The organism is Hymenobacter sp. PAMC 26628 (assembly GCF_001562275.1).
Taxonomy (GTDB): Bacteria; Bacteroidota; Bacteroidia; order Cytophagales; family Hymenobacteraceae; genus Hymenobacter.
The window spans coordinates 693,659-710,642 of record NZ_CP014304.1 but is presented as its reverse complement, the minus strand read 5'-3'; the positions used below and the strand labels follow the sequence as shown (position 1 = coordinate 710,642).

Genomic DNA, 16,984 nt, shown 5'->3' with positions numbered 1-16,984 from the left:
TCGGGTTAGGAAGTTTGTACGAAGGGACTAGCAAACGGGGTGCGAGAAGGGTTTTTCGGACTTTTTGGCTAGAAAATGCGATTTACCATCAACCTCCTACGCCATAATTTCAGGCCTATTCACCCGACGACGCGGGCTTGCCGTTTTCCACTGCTTCGGGCACGATGTATAGCTCCCGAAACATCTGCTCTACCGTAGCTAGCAAGCCCGGCTCGGGGTTGGCGCGGCATTCCAGAAAGTACGCGCTGATAGCGGGCAGTGGGTGGTGGGCAAACCGCATGGGCCCCACAAAAGCCGTGACCATTTTGAGGTAGACGCGGAACCGTTTGGTAGTAATCTGCCCCTCTCCCACTAATGGCTCGCCCACGAAACCAGCCGAGGCCAACGGGTCGCGCCGGCAAATATCCAGGAAAATCTGCGTGCAGGTAGTCAGGATGCGGAAAGCATCACCGTCATTCACTAGCAGCTTAAACCGATTAGGCGAAGCCTTGAGGGCCAGCGGATAATACTTGAGCACGTACACGTGGTGCTGATACTCCTCAGCTTCGACGATGTAACGCCGGTTCTTGCGGGTGCGAAACGTGTAGTAGTGCGTACAAACCAAAGGGCCATCCTTGCGAGACGGCCCTTTGCGGTAATGAAACAGATAGCCTTCGCCTAGCTCGCGCTCAAATAGCATACTTGTAAGCGTTGCGACGCAAGCGAATTAAGTCCTCTTCCGAAAGCGTGTCAAACTTGAACTGCTTAGCATACTCGCGGGCCTGAGCCAGCCGCTCTTCTTTGGTCGGAGTAGGGGCCCCAGTGGGCTGTGGCTTTTTATTGTCGCTGGCACCCATGATTCGGCAGGTTTATAGGTAACGGGTTTCCCATTATCACGAAGATACTAGAGAAGGTTCAGCAAATGGCCCGTTTCGATGGCCTGCTGCTAGTTGGCCCCGGCAAGTTCGGTGGCCTTCTGCACGGCCTCCTGCGCCTTGATGGTGAAGTTTTTAAAGTCCATTAGTGCTAGGTTCTAGTAAGTGCTTCGGGTGAGGAAGTTGGTACGAGAACGCTAGCAAACGGAGTGCAAAGGTGCGGATTCGGACTTTTTGGCGGAAAAATGCGATTTAGCCGTTTTCGCGCTAACAATTTGTCATTATTGAGGCGTGTATTTAATGCTCTTCAGCTTTCCTGTCAAGTATGCAGTTGATGTTTTATTCTGGGTTGAATAGAAGAATAAATAAGACTTAGTTTTTCCAACATAGAATTCCGTAACATTAGATTTTAGTGTATCACTTTCAAATTCTACTTCTACATTACTAAAATATCCTGTCTTCACTTTTTGAATCTCATTCCACGTTGCGAGCAGAATTAAGAAAGTAAAACTTATTATTAAAGAGAGTATAATCACATACTGTTGGAAGGACTGAATACTATAATAAGAACCCGATTCTAAAGACATCATAGGTACAAGAATGGTAATAGTTGGCCACGCCCAAATATACCTCGCAAGTTCAAAGTTTTCTATTTTAGGCCTTCTCCATAGAATCAACAAAAACACAACAAGAAACACGAATCCCACAGCTACCAAAGGTAGCAAAAGACTAAAATGACGACTTAATCTTTCAAAGAATTCTAATCCAATATCAATTCCCGAAAGGTTATACGGTAAAATAAGGCCAATATATGGAACAGCCAGAACCATCACAATTACGCTCGCTGTTGCTATATTATCTGCGAAAAGGGTAATTATCTCGCTTGGGTCAATATAGTCAACAATTGAAATATTGAATGCCTTATAATAAATAATAAATTTTGAAAATCCAACTACTAACAGTGCTAATGAAATTATACTTATTGTTTGACTTGAAAAAAATGATTCCATATTATTTTAGTTTGATAGAACTTGAAAACGAATAGTCAACCCAGCAAAGTGGCTCATCCAAATGATAGGCAAGAATTCTCTTATCTCGAATTAATGAGCCAATTGCAGAATCTATCCCTCCTCGTGTCACTTGCACGGATGGAATCATATTCAAAAGCTTCTTCACTCCGCTATAGCTAACGATGTAGCCGTATGCCCCATTCCTAATTTGATATGGAATAAAAATCCGTTTATTTATAATAACACGCTTATTATGAGAATAATTATTACCTGAATTCAAAAATAATATGTCAAAATCATTTGGCACATTTTCTAATACAGAATTTAACTTGGTATTAAAACTTTTAGCCAGAATCACATCATCCTCAAAAATCATTGAATACTCAATTTTTTGACTGACAATCCTTTTCCAAACTGAATAGTGCCCAAGCCAACATCCAACACTTCCCTCTGAAAGGAAAGCAACTGACCTTACACTAATTATATTTGGATACTTGCACACATCTACTCCCATTAATCCATCGACAATAGAATAGTGTAATTTCTCTCCATCAAATCCTTTTTTGATAAAGCTTCTTCTATCTAAACTATTTTTTAACGATAAAACGAACGTTTGTCTTATATAAATTGACTCTTCAACTACACGCTCTAATTCAGGAGGTATATACCACCTTAATCTGAGCTTTACATATTCAATTCTATTACTGAAGTTGTAATGCGCAAAAGCATTAAATACTAGTGAGCTAATTAGCTTTGATATCCCTGTAGTCACAAATACGTCTGAAAATAGCTCTCGATAAAAACAGGGCAACTACACAAAGGCTACCGTTTTTTCAGCGGCACCCGCATCGCTCAATACAACGGCAGGCGGAATATCAGCCCAACAGAAGCGCCTGTTTCACCCAGCAGCTTCGGCGCGGGCCGGTGAATTGTAACGAATGTAAGATAACAGAGTATCAAAAGCCGCCCCAGTGGCTGGGCGCGGCGGCGGGCGCTAGGAAGTATCAAGGTAGTACTCGCGCGTATTTTCGCGGCCGATGGGCCACTATACCGACGCACCCGGGGACAACCTACTGGGCTTAACTGACCGCCACTTGCTGGATGAGGCGGAGGCAGAAGGCCTCATTCGGGCTGAAAACTACCTTTACGACCTGCCCGAAGAAACGGAATTTACCGTGGCGCTGCTGCTCGACCTGCACCGCGTGGCATTTGGGCGGGTGTACGAGTGGGCGGGCCACTACCGACGCTCCAATCCGAACGTCGGCGACTTCCTGCCCCCGGCCTTTCAGCAAGTCCCTACCCTGCTGTATCAGTTTGCAGAGGAAGTGCAGCACCGGCAGCAGTCGACCCGTACCGAAGCCGAGTTAGCAGCTTTGCTGGCCTATGCGCATCATCGCTTCGTGGCTATCCACCCCTTCACGAATGGCAATGGCCGCACCGCCCGACTACTCACCAATTTTCTGGCCTTTCGCTACGGCTACCAAGAAGTAGAATTGTACCAGCGGGCAGCTGGCGAAGGCCGGGAGGTGTATTTGCACGCTATAAAAGCGGGGAATTCTCTCGATTACCGGGCGCTGGAGCAATTAATTAGCACACAACTTCGTCTGTTTGCGGCGTAGGTTTCGCGATTCGCTCGGCTTCTACTTTTTCGTAGAGCGCCTCCAGGCGTTCCATTGACACGGTTTGGTTTTCCAGCGCCATCGTACCGTACACCGAGCGCAACATCATTTGCTTTACGAAAGCGGGGTTTTCTAATTGTTGGTAGCGTTGGCGGAAAGTCATGGCGAGGATGATAAAGCACGAATTTATGAAGTAATGCTGCTTTAGCTATTACTCTCGCGTTCCTGACGCGCAGCAGTAAGCTACGGTAGAACAGCTAATTCCAACTACGGTATAGACCTGCATCAAAATTAACAGGGAATCCCTACTCGCCCGCGCGCTTCGTACAACTGCCCGTATGAAACCGAACTCCCTTGCTGCTTTTTACGACGCGCTTGCCCCGGGCCCTGAGTCCGCCGTGGGCGTGTTGCCGCCGCCGGACATGGGGCAAGGCGTGGGGCATTTTAACGTGTTCCCGTTGGCAGACCTCCGTAGGGCGGCCCCGATGACGTTTAGCCGGCGGGAATACTACAAAATCACGCTCTGCCGCGGGCGCAGCCAGGTGGAGTGCGCCGGCCAGGCCCCGCACGTTGGCGCCAATACCTTGTTTCTGGTGACGCCGCGCGTGCCCTACCGATGGCTTCCGCTCACCGAAGATTTTACCGGCTACAGCTGCCTCTTCGACGACGCGTTTTTGCTGCCCGCCCGCCCCGGGGTGGTGCTGGCGGAACAACTAGTTGCACCGGCGCCGCGGCGAACATGGCGCGGGACTGACCAGCGGCTAAAAGTACGCGGCCAGGGCCCCCACGATTGTCACGGCGAGCACGCCGCTGTACAGCAGACTGGCGGGGTTGTGCATAATTGTTAGCAAGTCGGCAGTGCTTTTCCGGCTATGGGGTAGCACGGGCGCTTAACAAAATGAGCCCCTGCCAATTATCGGCAGGGGCTCATCCAGTAATCAAAACGAGGGCGCTGGGAGAGACTGGCTGCCCCTAGCAGCAACTACATTTTAGTTTTGGTTTTCATCGAACCGTCGGAGTTCATTTTCATTTTGCGGTCTTTGCGCATCATCTTTTTGTCGCTCTTGCTCATGCCCGACATTTTGTTCATGCGCTTGCTGTCAGGGGCCTGCTGGTCGGTGGTAGAGCCGGCGCTGGGCATGTTGGACGGGTTGCCGGTTTGGGCCCCGGGGGCGGTACCGGGGGCTACGGTCTGGGCGGAAGCGGCGCTTACGGTGAGAGCGAAGGCAGCGGCGAGGATCAGGGAAATTTTCATATTGGGAATCTGAATATGGGTGGGAAGTGGGTGGCGGCGTAGCCACCGCGCAAGTCTATACGCAGCGAAGCGCCCCGCGTTTACGCCAAAACCGCCTTGTTTGGCCAAGCACATAATTTAGTAACCCGCCGCTGGGGGCCCCGGCGCGCTACTTGGCCGTGGCCAGCACCTCGCGCAGCGGCGTCCACCGGATGTCGGGGTAGCGGGCGTTGTCGAGGGGCGCGAGTTTGGGGGCCCCGGTGAACATGTTGTGCAGGTACTGCATGCCCTGCCAGGGCGGGAACACCTCATCGGGGGCCGGGGCGAGTTGGCGCGTCGCCCGAATCATCAGCTTCAGGAGCCACAAGCTGCCGGCCCGCAGGCGGCGGAAGCGGCGGCCCGTCACGGCGGTGGCGGCGGCCTGGAGGTCGCGGACGGTGGCGACGGCGCCGGCCACGCGCAGGTAGCGGGGCGTGGTGGCGTCGAGGGCGGCGGAGGCCGTGAAGGCGGCGGTGTCGGCGATGGCGGTGAAGTCGAGCGGCTGGTCGGCGCTGCCCCAGTACAGCACCCGCCGGATGCCGAACAGGACCACCGGCGCCTGCCCGGTCAGCAGGTCCATGAACATGCCGTTGAGGATGGAGGTGGCCTGAATGGGGGCCCCGTCGAGCCGCTGGCCGAACTCACGGCGCAGGTCGAGGTTGCGGTTGGAGCCGGCGGGGAGCTTAGTGAAGTCGATGGAGTAGTCGGACGGGATAAAGCGGGGCACGCCGGCGGCCACGGCCGCGTCGAGCAGCCTCGTTTGCAGGTCCACCATCACGTCGCGCAGCCCCGACACGGCCGACACCACGCAAGCGGCGTCAACGCAGGCGTAGGTTAGGGCCCCCACGTCGTCGAAATCCACTTCTACGATGGTGGCGCCTTGTTGGCGCAGGGTTTCGACTTTGGGCTTGGTGTTGCCGGGGCGCACCAGGGCCCGCACGCGGGCGCCGCGTTGCAGGAGGTGCTGCGCGATGCGGTAGCCGAGGTCGCCGGTGGCGCCGGCCAGCACGATGAGGGCTGGTTCGGCGTTCGGAATGCTTTGCGGGCCGGTTATTTGCTCTGCCACAAGGGAGATTTTACACGTGGTTGGATGGATTTATTCGCCCCTGGCTTCGCAAGCCGCCGTAGCGAACCGAATGCGGCCATCGGGCGAGAACCTTGATACCGCATTGTTTTCCTTAATGTTGCGGACAGCAGTTTGCCAACGTGTGCTAATCTTGGCTTAACGCGCCTACGGGCGATGCGGCTCACAAAGGCTGGAGTGGACGCCGGCTAAACGGCACCTAGGCCCGGCGGCACGTATGAAGGCGCTACTCTTAGCTACTTCTGCCTGGCCAATCCGGCCGGCCCAACTAAGGACTTCGCCATGCCTCCCGCTTACTACATCGGCTGTTCCGGCTTTTCGTTTCGCGACTGGAAGGGCGCGTTTTACCCGCCCGACCTGCCCCCGCGCAAGTGGCTGGCCTACTACTGCTCGCAGTTCAACACCCTGGAGCTGAACGTCACCTTTTACCGGATGCCGACCCTGAAGGCCTTTGAAACCTGGTACGCGCAGAGCCCCGCCGATTACCGGTTCGCCGTGAAGGCGCCGCGCCAGGTGACGCACTACAAGAAATTCAACGCCGACGCCCAGCCCATCCTGGCCGATTTCTACGGCACCGTGCGCGAGGGGCTGCGCGAGAAGCTGGGCCCCGTGCTGTTTCAGCTACCACCCAAGGCGGAATACAGCGACGAGCTGGCCCAGCGCTTGGTCGACAGCCTCAACCCGGCGTTTGCCAACGTGGTGGAGTTTCGGCACCCGAGCTGGTGGGAGGCCGAGCCGCAGCGGCTGCTCACGCGGCACGGCATTGCCTTCGCGGGGCAGAGCTACCCGCCGCCCCTGGAGCTGCCCGACGAGGTAGTGGCCAACACGGCCGTGCTGTACTACCGCTTCCACGGCGTGCCCGAACTGTATAAATCGTCGTACAGCCCGGAGTTCCTGGCCCGCATTGCGGCGGAAATAAAAGCGGCCAAAAACGTGCAGCAGGTGTACCTGTATTTCAACAACGGCATCGGGGCCGCGGGTGTGCACAACACCCGGCAGATGCAGGCGCTGCTGGGCCAGTAGGCCCAGGGGTGATTGAGTTGGCTAAAAAGTATTTTAGGCGGTCATGCTGAGCTTGTCGAAGCATTGCTACCGCAGCAGTAATCAATTGGTTTCTTCTCCACGATTCAAGCAGTACGTATGGGCGCCCCGCAGATAACCCAAGTTTCCTTTGAAAACCCCTTCGTAGACGAGCTACGCGGCGAAGCATCGGGCCTGCTGGGGCCCCGGCAAGTGCCGGGCTATTGCTACTCGCGGGTGGTACCCACGCCCGTGCGCGACCCACACCTGCTGGCGTGGTCAGCCGAGCTGGGCGCGTACCTGGGCCTGGCGAAACCGGCCGAGCGGGGCCCCGCGGTGGACGCGCTGGCCGGCAACCTGGTCACGGGCAGCATGAAGCCCTTTGCGGCGCGCTACGGCGGGCACCAGTTCGGCAACTGGGCGGGGCAGCTCGGCGACGGGAGGGCCATTTCGCTGGGCCAGGTGGCGGCCACGGACGGCTCGCGCCAGGAAATTCAGCTCAAGGGAGCGGGCCCCACGCCGTATTCGCGCCGCGCCGACGGCCGGGCCGTACTGCGCTCGTCGCTGCGCGAGTTTCTGTGCAGCGAGGCCATGCACTACCTCGGCGTGCCCACCACGCGGGCCCTGAGCTTAGTGGCCACCGGCGATTCGGTCGTCCGCGACATGTTTTACAACGGCAACGCCGCCCCTGAGCCGGGGGCCATTGTGGCGCGGGTGGCGCCCACGTTCATCCGGTTCGGCAACTTCCAAATAATGGCGGCCCACAGCGAAACGAACAACCTGCGCGCGCTGGCCGACTACACCATTCACCACCACTACCCCGAGCTGGGGCCCCCATCGCCGGCGGTTTACGTGCGCTGGTTTGAGGAAATAGCCCAGCGCACGGCCGTGCTGGTGGCGCACTGGATGAGCGTGGGCTTCGTGCACGGCGTGTTGAATACCGATAACATGTCCATCCTCGGCCTTACCATCGACTACGGCCCTTACGGCTGGCTCGAGCCCTACGACCCCGACTGGACGCCCAACACCACCGACTTCGGCTCGCGGCGCTACGCCTTCGGCCAGCAGCCCCGGGTGGCCCTGTGGAACCTGATGGCCCTGGCGCAGGCCCTCACGCCACTGCTCGACGATGCGCAAGCCCTGCGCCCTGGCCTCGACGTGTACGCCGACACGCTGGCCGCCACCCGGCACGCGCTGATGCTGCGCAAGCTCGGCCTCACGCCCTTGGCGCCCGAGGCAGACCTCGCCCTGACCCAGGATTTGCCCGAAGCCCTGGCTGGCCCGGAAATCGACATGACGGTTTTTTTTCGGCACCTCTCCCACCTGGCCCCGGCCCTGGTGGCCGAACCCGGCCGCGAAACCGAGCGATTCGACGAGCTGCTGGCGGTAGCGGCCTACGCGGTGGTGCCCGGCGAAGACCAGCTCCTGCGGCAATGGCTGCGGCGCTACGCGCTCCGCCTCCGCCAGGAACCGGCCAGCGGCGAAACCTTGCGAGCCAACATGCTGCGTGCCAACCCGAAGTTCGTACTGCGCAATTACCTCGCCCAAGGGGCCATTGAGGCCGCCGAAGCCGGTGACTTGTCCCGGCTCGAAACGCTGTTCGAAGTACTGAAAACGCCGTTTGCTGAACACCCTGCGCACGACGAGCTGGCCGCCAAGCGGCCCGACTGGGCCCGCGACAAGCCCGGCAGCGCCACGCTCTCGTGCAGCTCCTAAGCAGTAGCTGGGCCAATGTGCCGCACCCGGGCCCCGCCCTGATGGACGGGCTGCTGCTCGGCTGGGGCCCTACGCGCGGGCTCGTGGCGTCCGGGCTGCTTGGCTCGGGTTAGTTCAGGCCCACCTTGCCTTTCATCGATTCGAAGAGCTTGGGCGAGTCGAAGCCGACGCCGTGCTTGAACACGATTTCCATCTGGCGGAGTTGGTGGATGTCCTGCTCGGGGTCGCCGTTTACCAGCACCAAGTCGGCCTGCTTGCCGGCTTCTATGGTACCGATTTCCTTTTCGCGGCCCAGGTAGCGGGCTCCGTTGAGGGTACAGATTTTGATGGCTTGCAGCGGCGTGAAGCCGCCTTCGACTAGCAATTCGATTTCGTGGCGGTTGGCGTAGCCAGCTATGGTGCGGCCCGCGCCGGTGGGGTCGGTGCCGGCCACGAGTAGGCCCCCAGCGTCGTAGAACTGCTTTTCCCAGGCTTGCTCCTTTTTGAAGAGGGCCACGCTGGCCGAGTCCTTGCCCTGGTTTTGCTGCCACGTGGTGGTTTCGCGCTCTTGCAGCTGCGGAATCAGGGCATCGAGGCCGCCGCCAAGCACCACTTCGCGTCCGGTGTAGGGCTCGAACACGGGCAGCGTGGAGGTAAGGGCCACGTGCTTGCCGATAAGAAATTTGATGAGGTCCGCCATGGCGGGGCTGTTCACGGGCAGGCGTTGCAGGGCCTGGTGGGCGGCGGGGTAGTCGGCCACGTCGGGCGTTTTGTTGGGCACAAAATCCGAGCTGGCCATGAAGCCGTGCTCCAGGTTGTCAATGCCAAGGTCGGCGGCCTCGCGGTAGGTGAGGGCGCAGAGGTGGCCGGTGATTTTGAGGTGGCGCGGGTGGGCCTCGCGCACCACGGCGGCCAGGTCGGCGCGGGTGGCGTGCATGTACATTTTGAACGAGGTGCAGCCCCGGTCGGCCCAGAACTTGGTGGCGGCGGCGGCTTCCTCGGGGCCCTTCACGGTGTTCAGGGCCGGAATGTCCATGCTCGGCTCCTCGATGTAGGGCGCCGTTACGTCCATGTCGGGCCCGGTGAACTTGCCCTCACCGATGAGCCGCTGAATGGCCAGGTCGGTTTGGGGCTCGATGCTGCCGGCCGTGCGGATGGTGGTGGCCCCGCCCGCCAGGTACAGCCGCGGGAACGAGTACGGCATCTGGGCGATGTTGAAGAACCCGCCCGCCGGCATGGTGTAGTACAGGTGCTCGTGCAGCATCACCAGGCCGGGAATCAGCGTTTTGCCAGCGCAGCTCACCACCTGGGCCCCGGCGGGCACCTTCACCTTTTTGCTGGGGCCCACCTGCTCGATGCGGCCGCCGCGCAGCAGCACAGTTTGGTGCAGCAGCGCCGGCCGCCCGGTGCCGTCGATGACCTTGGCGTCGGTGAGGGCCACCACCGGCGCGTTCACCTTGATGAAGGCTTGCACCTGGGGCGTGAACGCGGGCGGGGCCTGCGCCCGGCTGGCCGCGGCCGGGGCCCCGGCGAGTACGGCGCTTAGGAAGCAGCGAAAAAGCGAGTTTTTTCTCATCGTGGCGGGGAGCAAAAGGGCCGGAGTTAGCTGGGCAAATGTAGGCTGCTACCACCGGCCTGAATATCTCGTAGAGCTACTATGCGCATCCCCTACCAGCAGTTTCAGCAAGAGTTCAAACGGGTGTTAATGACCTTGGATTTCCCCGAGGCCAAGGCCGGGCAGTGCGCCACGCTGTTTGCCGAAAACAGCCGCGACGGCGTGTACACCCACGGCCTGAACCGTTTCCCTACCTTCGTGGGCCACGTGAAGGCGAGCCTGGTGCACCCCGCCGAGCCGGAGCTGGTGGAAACCAACGGCTTGGTGGAGCGCTGGGACGGCCACTTGGGCCCCGGCCCTACCAACGCGGCCACGGGCATGGCGCGGGCCATTGCCCTGGCCGGACAGCACGGCCTCGGCTGCGTGGCCCTGCGCAACGCCAACCACTGGATGCGCGGCGGCACCTACGGCTGGCAGGCCGCCGAGGCCGGCTGCATCGGCCTGTGCTTCACCAATACCATCGCCAACGTGACGCCCTGGGGCGGCACCGACGCCCGCCTCGGCAACAACCCCTTGGTGCTGGCCGTGCCCCGCGCGGCCGGCCACCTGGTGCTCGACATGGCCCTGTCGCAGTACTCGTTTGGCAAGGTGAGCACCTACGCCGCGGCCCACGAGGCGCTGCCCGTACCCGGCGGCTACGACCAGGCCGGCAACCTGACCACCGATGCCGCCGAAATCATGGCCTCGCAGCGCGGCGTGCCCATCGGCTTCTGGAAAGGCTCGGGGCTGGCGCTGATGCTCGACGTGGTACTGACGGCCCTGAGCGGCGGTCGTTCCACGGCCGACATCACCCGGAGCGGGCAGGAATCCGGGGTGTCGCAGTGCTTCATCTGCATCCGGCAGCCGGCTTTGCACGAGTCGGTCATCGAAGAAATGCTGCGCTTTACCAAAAGCAGTCCGCTGGGGCCCGGCAGCGCGGGCATTTTTTACCCCGGCGAGCAGTCGTTGGCTACCCGCACGGCCAACCTGGCGCAGGGCACCCCGGTGAACGAGGCCATTTGGGAGCAGGTGCTGCGCATGTAGTTACCCGCCCAGCCAGAGAACCACTTAACGCTTTATGGCTACTTACCACATCGGCTGCTCGGGCTACCACTACCGGCACTGGCGCGGCGTGTTCTACCCCGAAAAACTGCCCATGCGGCGCTGGTTCGAGTACTACTGCCAGCAGTTCCGCACCCTGGAGCTGAACGTGACGTTCTACCGCTTTCCGCAACTATCCTTCTTGGAAAACTGGTACGCGCAGGCCCCGGCCGACTTTCAATTTGCCGTGAAAGTGCCGCAGCTGATCACCCACTACAAGCAGTTTCACGGCGTGGGGCAACTGCTGGGCGACTTCTACGGCACGGCCGGCCGGGGCCTGCTCGACAAGCTGGGGCCCGTGCTGTTTCAGCTACCCCCGCGCCTGGCCTACGACGCCGACCGGCTAACGCGCATCCTCGACTGCCTCGACCCGGCGTTTGTGAACGTGCTCGAATTTCGGCACCCCAGCTGGTGGCGCGACGAGGTGTACGACGCCCTACGGCTGCGCCAAGTGGTATTCAGTGGCCAAAGCCACCCGCTGCTGCCCGATGCCGTGGTGGCCACCGCGCCCACGCTGTACTACCGGTTCCACGGCGTGCCGCACCTCTACGCCTCGCCCTACGACGCGCCGTTCTTGCAGCGCGTGGCTGCGGCAGTTGCCGCCGCCCCGGGCGTGGAGCAGGCTTATTTGTACTTCAACAACGACATCGACGGCTCGGCCATCGGCAACGCCCACCAGCTGCTTGACGCGGTGGGTTCAGCCCAGCCGCGTGGCGCCAACTAACCGGGCCAACACCGCGTGGCGCCAGCTAAATAGCCTGGGGCCCCGGGGCCGCTTGATTTGTTGCGCCTCACTGCACCAGCGAAGCCGCCGCTGGGGCCACGGCATCGGCCGCGTGGGGCGCGGGCCGGGGGGCCGTTTGGCGGCGCATCAGCAGCAAATAGATTCCAGCCGAAAGCAGGAAGCCCACGAACCACGCGTAGTTGTACACGGCCACCAGGCCGGGCCACACCGCACCCTTGGGCAGCACGCCGATGGCGGTGAGGAAGCCCGGCACGTTGGGCAGCACGCCCAGCGCCAGGGCCAGCAGGGCGGCGGGGTTCACGCCGCCGCGGTAGGCGTAGGGGCCCCGGTACTGGTAGAGGGCGGGCAGGTCGAGCTGCTGGTGGCGCAGCAGGTAGTAATCGGCAATCATGATGGCGCCGATGGGCCCCAGCAGCGCCGAATAGCCCACGAGCCAGGTGAAGATGTAGCCCGATGGGTCGGCGATAAGCTTCCAGGGGAAGATGAGCATGCCGAAGACGCCGGTGACGTAGCCGCCGGCCTTGAAGCTGATGCGCGTAGGCGACACGTTGGCGAAGTCGTTGGCGGGACTCACGATATTGGCCGCAATGTTGGTGGCCAGCGTGCTCAGGGCCACGGCTAGCATAGCAGCACTCACCAGCAGCTTGCTCTCGAACTTGGCGGCCAGCACCACGGGGTCCCAAATGGTGTGGCCGTAGATGACAAACGTGGCCGACGTGACCACCACCCCCACGAAGGAAAACAGCGTCATCGACGCGGGCAGGCCGATGGCCTGGCCCAGTTGCTGGGCCCGCTGGCTGGTGGCGTAGCGCGTGAAATCCGGGATGTTGAGCGAAAGCGTGGCCCAAAACCCCACCATGCCCGTGAGGGAGGGAAAAAAGAAGGCCCAAAATGCGGCGCTCGACGTGAACTTGCTGGGCTGCGCCAGGATGGGCCCCAGCCCATGCCCGGCCGATATGCCCCAAAACAGCAGCGCCAACGCCGCTACTGGCAGGAAAATGCCTTGAAAACCAGTAGCTTCCGAATACTCTCGACGCCCAAATACACCACGTACATGTTCAGCAGCTAGAACAGGAAGAACAGCAGCGCGGGCCCCGTGGCCAGGCCCCAGCTGGCCGGGAACACGGCCGGCAGCGTGCCCAGCGCCGGTACCCACAGCACGGCCATTTGATAGAGGGCGTAGCCACCGATCCAGGTTTGGATGCCGAACCAGCCGCAGGCGATGATGGCCCGCAGCAGGGCCGGCACGTTGGCCCCGCGCACGCCAAAGCTGGCGCGGGCCAGCACCGGAAACGGGATGCCGTTCCGGGCCCCGGCGCGGCCGTTTAACAGCATGGGCACCAGCACGATGGTGTTGCCCAGAAAGATGGTGAGCAGCGATTCCTACCAGTTCATCCCGCCTTCGATGAGCGAACTGGCCAGCATGTAGGTGGGAATGCATAGGCTTATGCTGATCCAGAGGGCGGCGTAGTTACCGGTGCCCCAGGTGCGGTCGGCCAGGGCCACCGGGGCCAGGTCAACGCTGGTGAAGCCGGGGGCCGGGGCAAGTTGCGGCGACGTATCCATGCGGTTCCAAGTAAAAGGGCTCGGAGCGAATGTAGTGACAACGTGGGCTTTGGCCCCCCAGGATACCATATGTTTTTTAGCCGGGGCCCCAGCACTGCTTGCTAATCGCAAAAAGCCCCGAACCTAGCGCAGGTTCGGGGGCCCTAATTGGCAACTGCGCTAGCGTTAGCGCCGGTGGCTGGCGGTGGGGACGAAAGCCGTGGCCTTAGGGGCCCCAGCGGCCGCCACGCGCCACACTTTGTTGCCCGCGTCATCCATCACCAGCAGGGCCCCATCGGGCAGCGTCACCACGCCTACGGGGCGGCCGTAGGCCTTGTCGGAGTCGCCACCGACGAGGAAGCCGGTGAGGAAATCCTCGGGTTTGCCGGCCGGTTTGCCATCCTTGAAGGGCACGAAGGCCACCTTGTAGCCCGAGAAAGCGGCGCGGTTCCAGGAGCCATGTTCGCCCACGAATGCGCCGTTCTGGTACTTGGCGGGGAAGGCTTTCTGGTCATAAAATGTGAGGCCCAGGGCCGCTACGTGGGGCCCCATCGGTACATCGGGCACGAGGGCTTTCTGCACCAATTCGGGGTGCTCGCCCTTGCGGCGGGGGTCTACATTCTGGCCGTAGTACGAATAGGGCCAGCCGTAGAAACCGCCTTCTTTCACGCTGGTGATGTAGTCGGGCACCAGCTCGTCGCCCAGCTCATCCCGCTCGTTTACGGCCGCCCACAGTGTGGAGGTGCCGGGGTAATAAGCCAGGCCGATGGGGTTGCGCAGGCCGCTGGCGTAGATCTTCTCGCCCGAGCCATCGGGGTTAATTTCTAAGATATTGGCCCGGCGCACCTCGTTTTCGGGGCCGTGCTCCTGCACGTTCGAGCCCGAGCCGACGGTTACAAAAATCGTTTTACCGTCCTTGCTGGCCAGCAAATTGCGGGTCCAGTGGTTGTTGTAGCCGCCTTCGGGCAGGCTCAGAATTTTCTGGCCCGCGCCGCTGATCTTAGTGGCCCCCGGCTGGTATGGGTAGCGCAGCACGCCGTCGGTATTGGCCACGTAAAACGAATTGCCCAGCACCAGCATCCCAAACGGCTGGTTGAGGCCGCCCAGAAACACGGTACGCACATCGGGCTTGCCATCGTGGTCGGTGTCGCGCAGCAGCGTGATGCGGTTGGCGCTAGTGGCTTGCAGTGAGCGCGACTTGTCTAGGTTCAGGGCGGCGGCAATCTCCTTTTTGGTGCCCTTGGGCAGTGTAGTGGCCTCGGCGATGAGCACGTCGCCGTTGGGGGCCACGTAGGCCCAGCGCGGGCTTTCGAAGGCCCCGGCAAACTCCGTCACGGTGAAGCCAGCCGGCGCGGTAGGCGTTTTGCCCGCGGGCCAGTCGATGATGTCCACTTTTTTGCTCACCGATTTGGTGGCGTAGGGCGCGGGCAGGTGCACCGATTCCTCGACGGGCGTGGTCACGGTTTGGGCCGGCGTGGTAGCGGCGGCATATTGCTTTTCCTGGGTACTGGGCCCGCCGTTGCAGGCAGCCAGTAAGCCAAGGCTAGCCAGTGGCAGAACGTTTTTAAAATGCATGGTCAACGGAGAATACGGTAGAAACACAGGGCCCTGGGGTCGCGAGAGAACAGCCACAGCCTTGGCATTTTACATCTTTTCTTCATGATTGGTTGTCCGTGGGGCCCCAACAAAAACGGCCCGCTTCACAGCGGGCCGTTTTATTTAGCATTAGCGCTTGGGCTGGATGCCTATTTGCGCGACGCCTTTCTAACGCGGGCCTTTTTGCGGGCCGGGGCGGCACCGTCGGGGGCCGTTTTGCCTTCGGCTTGCAGCTGGGCGATGGTCGGGGCCGGGCCGTATTTGGCTTCGGCCGGGTTGGCTTCGCCGGTCAGGTAGGGGTCAAATTCTACGCGGCGGTTTTTGGCGCGGCCGGCAGCGGTCTTGCTGGTGTCAAGCGGCTTGGTTTTGCCGTAGCCGCGGGCTTCGATGCGCTCGGCGGGCACGCCCTTTTTGAGCAGGTAGTCGCGGGCTGAGGCGGCGCGGTCGTACGAGAGGCGCAAGTTGTAGCCTTCGCTGCCCTTGCTGTCGGTGTGGCCAGCCAAGCTGAGGCTGTAGTCGGGGAACTCGGTCAAGGTTTGCGCAATCTGGTCGAGCCGCTCGTTCGACACCCGCAGCAAGCGTGCCCGGTTGTATTCGAACTGAATGAACTTAGTGGCCTTTTGCTCGGGCGACATTTCGGGGCAGCCGTTGGCGTTCACCTTCGTACCGGCCGGGGTATTGGGGCACTTGTCCTGGGCATCAGCCACGCCGTCGCCGTCCGAGTCAATGGGGCAGCCGTTTTCGTCCACTTTTACGCCAGCCGGGGTGCCGGGGCACTTGTCTTTGTCGTCCGATACACCGTCGGCGTCCGCGTCAAGCGGGCAGCCGCTGGCGTCCACTTTGGTGCCAGCCGGGGTATTGGGGCACTTGTCGTCGCCATCGGCCACGCCGTCGCCGTCGGCATCCGGGCAGCCTTGCAGGGCGGCCAAGCCTTTCACGTCGGGGCACTTGTCTTGGTAGTCGGCCACGCCGTCGCCGTCCGTATCAACCGGGCAACCGTTTTCGTCTACTTTCACACCGGTGGGCGTGTCGGGGCACTTGTCTTTGCGGTCGGGCACGCCGTCGCCGTCCGTGTCTTTGGCCTTGCCCAGGGCCAGCGTCAAGCCCAGTGAATGCACCAGGAAGTCGTCGTAGCGGTTATCCGTCGCGCTGTACACGTTATCCGTCCGCTCGGTCAGCGGGTAGTGGTAGGCCGTTTGCAGGTCGAGTGACAGTGCTGGCGACAAGTGGAAGCGCAGCAGGGCCCCACCCATGAAGTCGGGCCGGCCGATGGCGTTGTCGAAGTTGTTCGTGCCGTTGTTGCCCACGCTGTGCGCCAGGTACATGCCCACGCCACCGAAAATAGCTGGCTGGATGAAGGCGTCTTCTTTCAGAATTTTGCCGTTGTTGAGCTTCAGCTTCACGAACAAATCCACGAGGCCCGACTTCACGTCGTAGCCCGAGGGCTGCCCGTACGGCCGGTTTTTGGGGAAGCGGTAGAGCTCATAGTTGCCCATCAGGCCCAGGTCGAACGACGGGGAGAGGTAGCGCGTGATGGCGGCACCGCCACCAAAGCGCAGGCCTTCGCGGCCCAGGTTCCACCAGTCGGTGCCAATTTCGCCACGGTATTGCAGCACGCTAACGTTGCCGCTGATGGCTGTCTTGTGGTCGGCCGTTTGCGCATGCGCGCCAAACGAAGCCCCTAGCGATGCCGCAGCAAGCACGGCACCGGACGCCAGGTTCCGGGTAGAGAAAAGGTTTAATTTCATACGGGGTGAAAGAAAGGGTAACAGTTCCTTAATAATGTTAAGGCCCTATACTTCCTTACCCGTAAAAAGTTGCCCTTTGTAGTAGCCTTGAGGCCCTAGC

General features: G+C 60.5%; 17 protein-coding genes and 1 pseudogene. 6 read left to right on the top strand and 12 right to left on the bottom strand.

What is annotated here, in order from left to right:
- Positions 1–115: 115 nt before the first annotated feature.
- The 4 genes from AXW84_RS03420 to AXW84_RS22980 form a co-directional block, all read right to left on the bottom strand.
- Positions 116–604 (bottom strand): hypothetical protein, encoded by a 489-nt coding sequence (locus AXW84_RS03420; RefSeq protein ID WP_157886788.1) that lies wholly within the window; start codon positions 602–604, stop codon positions 116–118.
- A 64-nt stretch (positions 605–668) separates the two neighbouring features.
- A complete protein-coding gene (locus tag AXW84_RS24435; protein WP_157886787.1) occupies positions 669–836 on the bottom strand; it encodes a hypothetical protein in 168 nt (55 codons plus the stop codon).
- A gap of 299 nt (positions 837–1,135) precedes the next feature.
- Complete coding sequence (locus AXW84_RS24430) at positions 1,136–1,864, bottom strand: hypothetical protein (RefSeq protein WP_157886786.1); 729 nt, start codon at positions 1,862–1,864, stop codon at positions 1,136–1,138.
- Between the two features lies 1 nt (position 1,865).
- Complete coding sequence (locus AXW84_RS22980) at positions 1,866–2,636, bottom strand: glycosyltransferase family 25 protein (protein WP_071890939.1); 771 nt, start codon at positions 2,634–2,636, stop codon at positions 1,866–1,868.
- Positions 2,637–2,901: 265 nt separating this feature from the next.
- Here AXW84_RS22980 and AXW84_RS03415 point away from each other — a divergent pair, with 265 nt between their 5' ends.
- Positions 2,902–3,483: a Fic family protein gene (locus AXW84_RS03415; protein WP_068228691.1), complete on the top strand. Its 582-nt coding sequence runs from the start codon at positions 2,902–2,904 to the stop codon at positions 3,481–3,483.
- On the opposite strand, the gene AXW84_RS22975 is transcribed toward AXW84_RS03415, so the two are convergent.
- Positions 3,452–3,646: a hypothetical protein gene (locus AXW84_RS22975; RefSeq protein ID WP_071889820.1), complete on the bottom strand. Its 195-nt coding sequence runs from the start codon at positions 3,644–3,646 to the stop codon at positions 3,452–3,454. The two genes, AXW84_RS03415 and AXW84_RS22975, sit on opposite strands and share 32 nt — an antisense overlap.
- Positions 3,647–3,821: 175 nt before the next feature.
- Between AXW84_RS22975 and AXW84_RS03410 the strand changes: the two genes are divergently transcribed.
- Positions 3,822–4,331: a hypothetical protein gene (locus AXW84_RS03410; RefSeq protein ID WP_068228688.1), complete on the top strand. Its 510-nt coding sequence runs from the start codon at positions 3,822–3,824 to the stop codon at positions 4,329–4,331.
- A gap of 134 nt (positions 4,332–4,465) precedes the next feature.
- Here AXW84_RS03410 and AXW84_RS03405 read toward each other — a convergent pair whose 3' ends face one another.
- Together AXW84_RS03405 and AXW84_RS03400 are read right to left on the bottom strand one after the other, a co-directional pair.
- Positions 4,466–4,738 (bottom strand): hypothetical protein, encoded by a 273-nt coding sequence (locus AXW84_RS03405; RefSeq protein WP_068228684.1) that lies wholly within the window; start codon positions 4,736–4,738, stop codon positions 4,466–4,468.
- A gap of 148 nt (positions 4,739–4,886) precedes the next feature.
- Positions 4,887–5,822, bottom strand: coding sequence for an aromatic alcohol reductase (locus AXW84_RS03400; RefSeq protein WP_236943237.1), 936 nt, complete (start codon positions 5,820–5,822; stop codon positions 4,887–4,889).
- A gap of 300 nt (positions 5,823–6,122) precedes the next feature.
- On the opposite strand from AXW84_RS03400, the gene AXW84_RS03395 reads away from it, so the two are divergent.
- Together AXW84_RS03395 and AXW84_RS03390 are read left to right on the top strand one after the other, a co-directional pair.
- Complete coding sequence (locus AXW84_RS03395) at positions 6,123–6,863, top strand: DUF72 domain-containing protein (protein WP_068228681.1); 741 nt, start codon at positions 6,123–6,125, stop codon at positions 6,861–6,863.
- A gap of 117 nt (positions 6,864–6,980) precedes the next feature.
- On the top strand, positions 6,981–8,576 hold the full coding sequence (locus AXW84_RS03390; RefSeq protein ID WP_068228678.1) for a protein adenylyltransferase SelO: 1,596 nt from the start codon (positions 6,981–6,983) through the stop codon (positions 8,574–8,576).
- 109 nt (positions 8,577–8,685) lie between these two features.
- Here AXW84_RS03390 and AXW84_RS03385 read toward each other — a convergent pair whose 3' ends face one another.
- Positions 8,686–10,131: an amidohydrolase family protein gene (locus AXW84_RS03385; RefSeq protein WP_068228675.1), complete on the bottom strand. Its 1,446-nt coding sequence runs from the start codon at positions 10,129–10,131 to the stop codon at positions 8,686–8,688.
- 81 nt (positions 10,132–10,212) lie between these two features.
- Between AXW84_RS03385 and yiaK the strand changes: the two genes are divergently transcribed.
- Both yiaK and AXW84_RS03375 read left to right on the top strand, forming a co-directional pair.
- On the top strand, positions 10,213–11,193 hold the full coding sequence (yiaK, locus tag AXW84_RS03380) for a 3-dehydro-L-gulonate 2-dehydrogenase (protein ID WP_068228672.1): 981 nt from the start codon (positions 10,213–10,215) through the stop codon (positions 11,191–11,193).
- A 34-nt stretch (positions 11,194–11,227) separates the two neighbouring features.
- Positions 11,228–11,974 (top strand): DUF72 domain-containing protein, encoded by a 747-nt coding sequence (locus AXW84_RS03375; protein WP_068228668.1) that lies wholly within the window; start codon positions 11,228–11,230, stop codon positions 11,972–11,974.
- A gap of 67 nt (positions 11,975–12,041) precedes the next feature.
- On the opposite strand, the gene AXW84_RS26135 is transcribed toward AXW84_RS03375, so the two are convergent.
- The 4 genes and pseudogenes from AXW84_RS26135 to AXW84_RS26325 form a co-directional block, all read right to left on the bottom strand.
- A complete protein-coding gene (locus tag AXW84_RS26135; protein ID WP_250636927.1) occupies positions 12,042–12,974 on the bottom strand; it encodes a cytosine permease in 933 nt (310 codons plus the stop codon).
- 86 nt (positions 12,975–13,060) lie between these two features.
- A pseudogene (locus tag AXW84_RS26130) lies at positions 13,061–13,561 on the bottom strand (cytosine permease).
- 165 nt (positions 13,562–13,726) lie between these two features.
- Complete coding sequence (locus AXW84_RS03365) at positions 13,727–15,115, bottom strand: PQQ-dependent sugar dehydrogenase (RefSeq protein WP_068238879.1); 1,389 nt, start codon at positions 15,113–15,115, stop codon at positions 13,727–13,729.
- Positions 15,116–15,285: 170 nt separating this feature from the next.
- Complete coding sequence (locus tag AXW84_RS26325; RefSeq protein WP_068228665.1) at positions 15,286–16,884, bottom strand: OmpA family protein; 1,599 nt, start codon at positions 16,882–16,884, stop codon at positions 15,286–15,288.
- Between the last annotated feature and the right edge of the window lie 100 nt (positions 16,885–16,984).

What these genes read in the sequence shown, in the direction of transcription:
- AXW84_RS24435 (WP_157886787.1), bottom strand. Translation starts at nt 836, where the DNA reads ATGGGTGCCAGCGACAATAAAAAGCCACAGCCCACTGGGGCCCCTACT.
- AXW84_RS24430 (WP_157886786.1), bottom strand. Translation starts at nt 1,864, where the DNA reads ATGGAATCATTTTTTTCAAGTCAAACAATAAGTATAATTTCATTAGCA.
- AXW84_RS03415 (WP_068228691.1), top strand. Translation starts at nt 2,902, where the DNA reads ATGGGCCACTATACCGACGCACCCGGGGACAACCTACTGGGCTTAACT.
- AXW84_RS22975 (WP_071889820.1), bottom strand. Translation starts at nt 3,646, where the DNA reads ATGACTTTCCGCCAACGCTACCAACAATTAGAAAACCCCGCTTTCGTA.
- AXW84_RS03410 (WP_068228688.1), top strand. Translation starts at nt 3,822, where the DNA reads ATGAAACCGAACTCCCTTGCTGCTTTTTACGACGCGCTTGCCCCGGGC.
- AXW84_RS03405 (WP_068228684.1), bottom strand. Translation starts at nt 4,738, where the DNA reads ATGAAAATTTCCCTGATCCTCGCCGCTGCCTTCGCTCTCACCGTAAGC.
- AXW84_RS03395 (WP_068228681.1), top strand. Translation starts at nt 6,123, where the DNA reads ATGCCTCCCGCTTACTACATCGGCTGTTCCGGCTTTTCGTTTCGCGAC.
- AXW84_RS03390 (WP_068228678.1), top strand. Translation starts at nt 6,981, where the DNA reads ATGGGCGCCCCGCAGATAACCCAAGTTTCCTTTGAAAACCCCTTCGTA.
- AXW84_RS03385 (WP_068228675.1), bottom strand. Translation starts at nt 10,131, where the DNA reads ATGAGAAAAAACTCGCTTTTTCGCTGCTTCCTAAGCGCCGTACTCGCC.
- yiaK (WP_068228672.1), top strand. Translation starts at nt 10,213, where the DNA reads ATGCGCATCCCCTACCAGCAGTTTCAGCAAGAGTTCAAACGGGTGTTA.
- AXW84_RS03375 (WP_068228668.1), top strand. Translation starts at nt 11,228, where the DNA reads ATGGCTACTTACCACATCGGCTGCTCGGGCTACCACTACCGGCACTGG.
- AXW84_RS03365 (WP_068238879.1), bottom strand. Translation starts at nt 15,115, where the DNA reads ATGCATTTTAAAAACGTTCTGCCACTGGCTAGCCTTGGCTTACTGGCT.
- AXW84_RS26325 (WP_068228665.1), bottom strand. Translation starts at nt 16,884, where the DNA reads ATGAAATTAAACCTTTTCTCTACCCGGAACCTGGCGTCCGGTGCCGTG.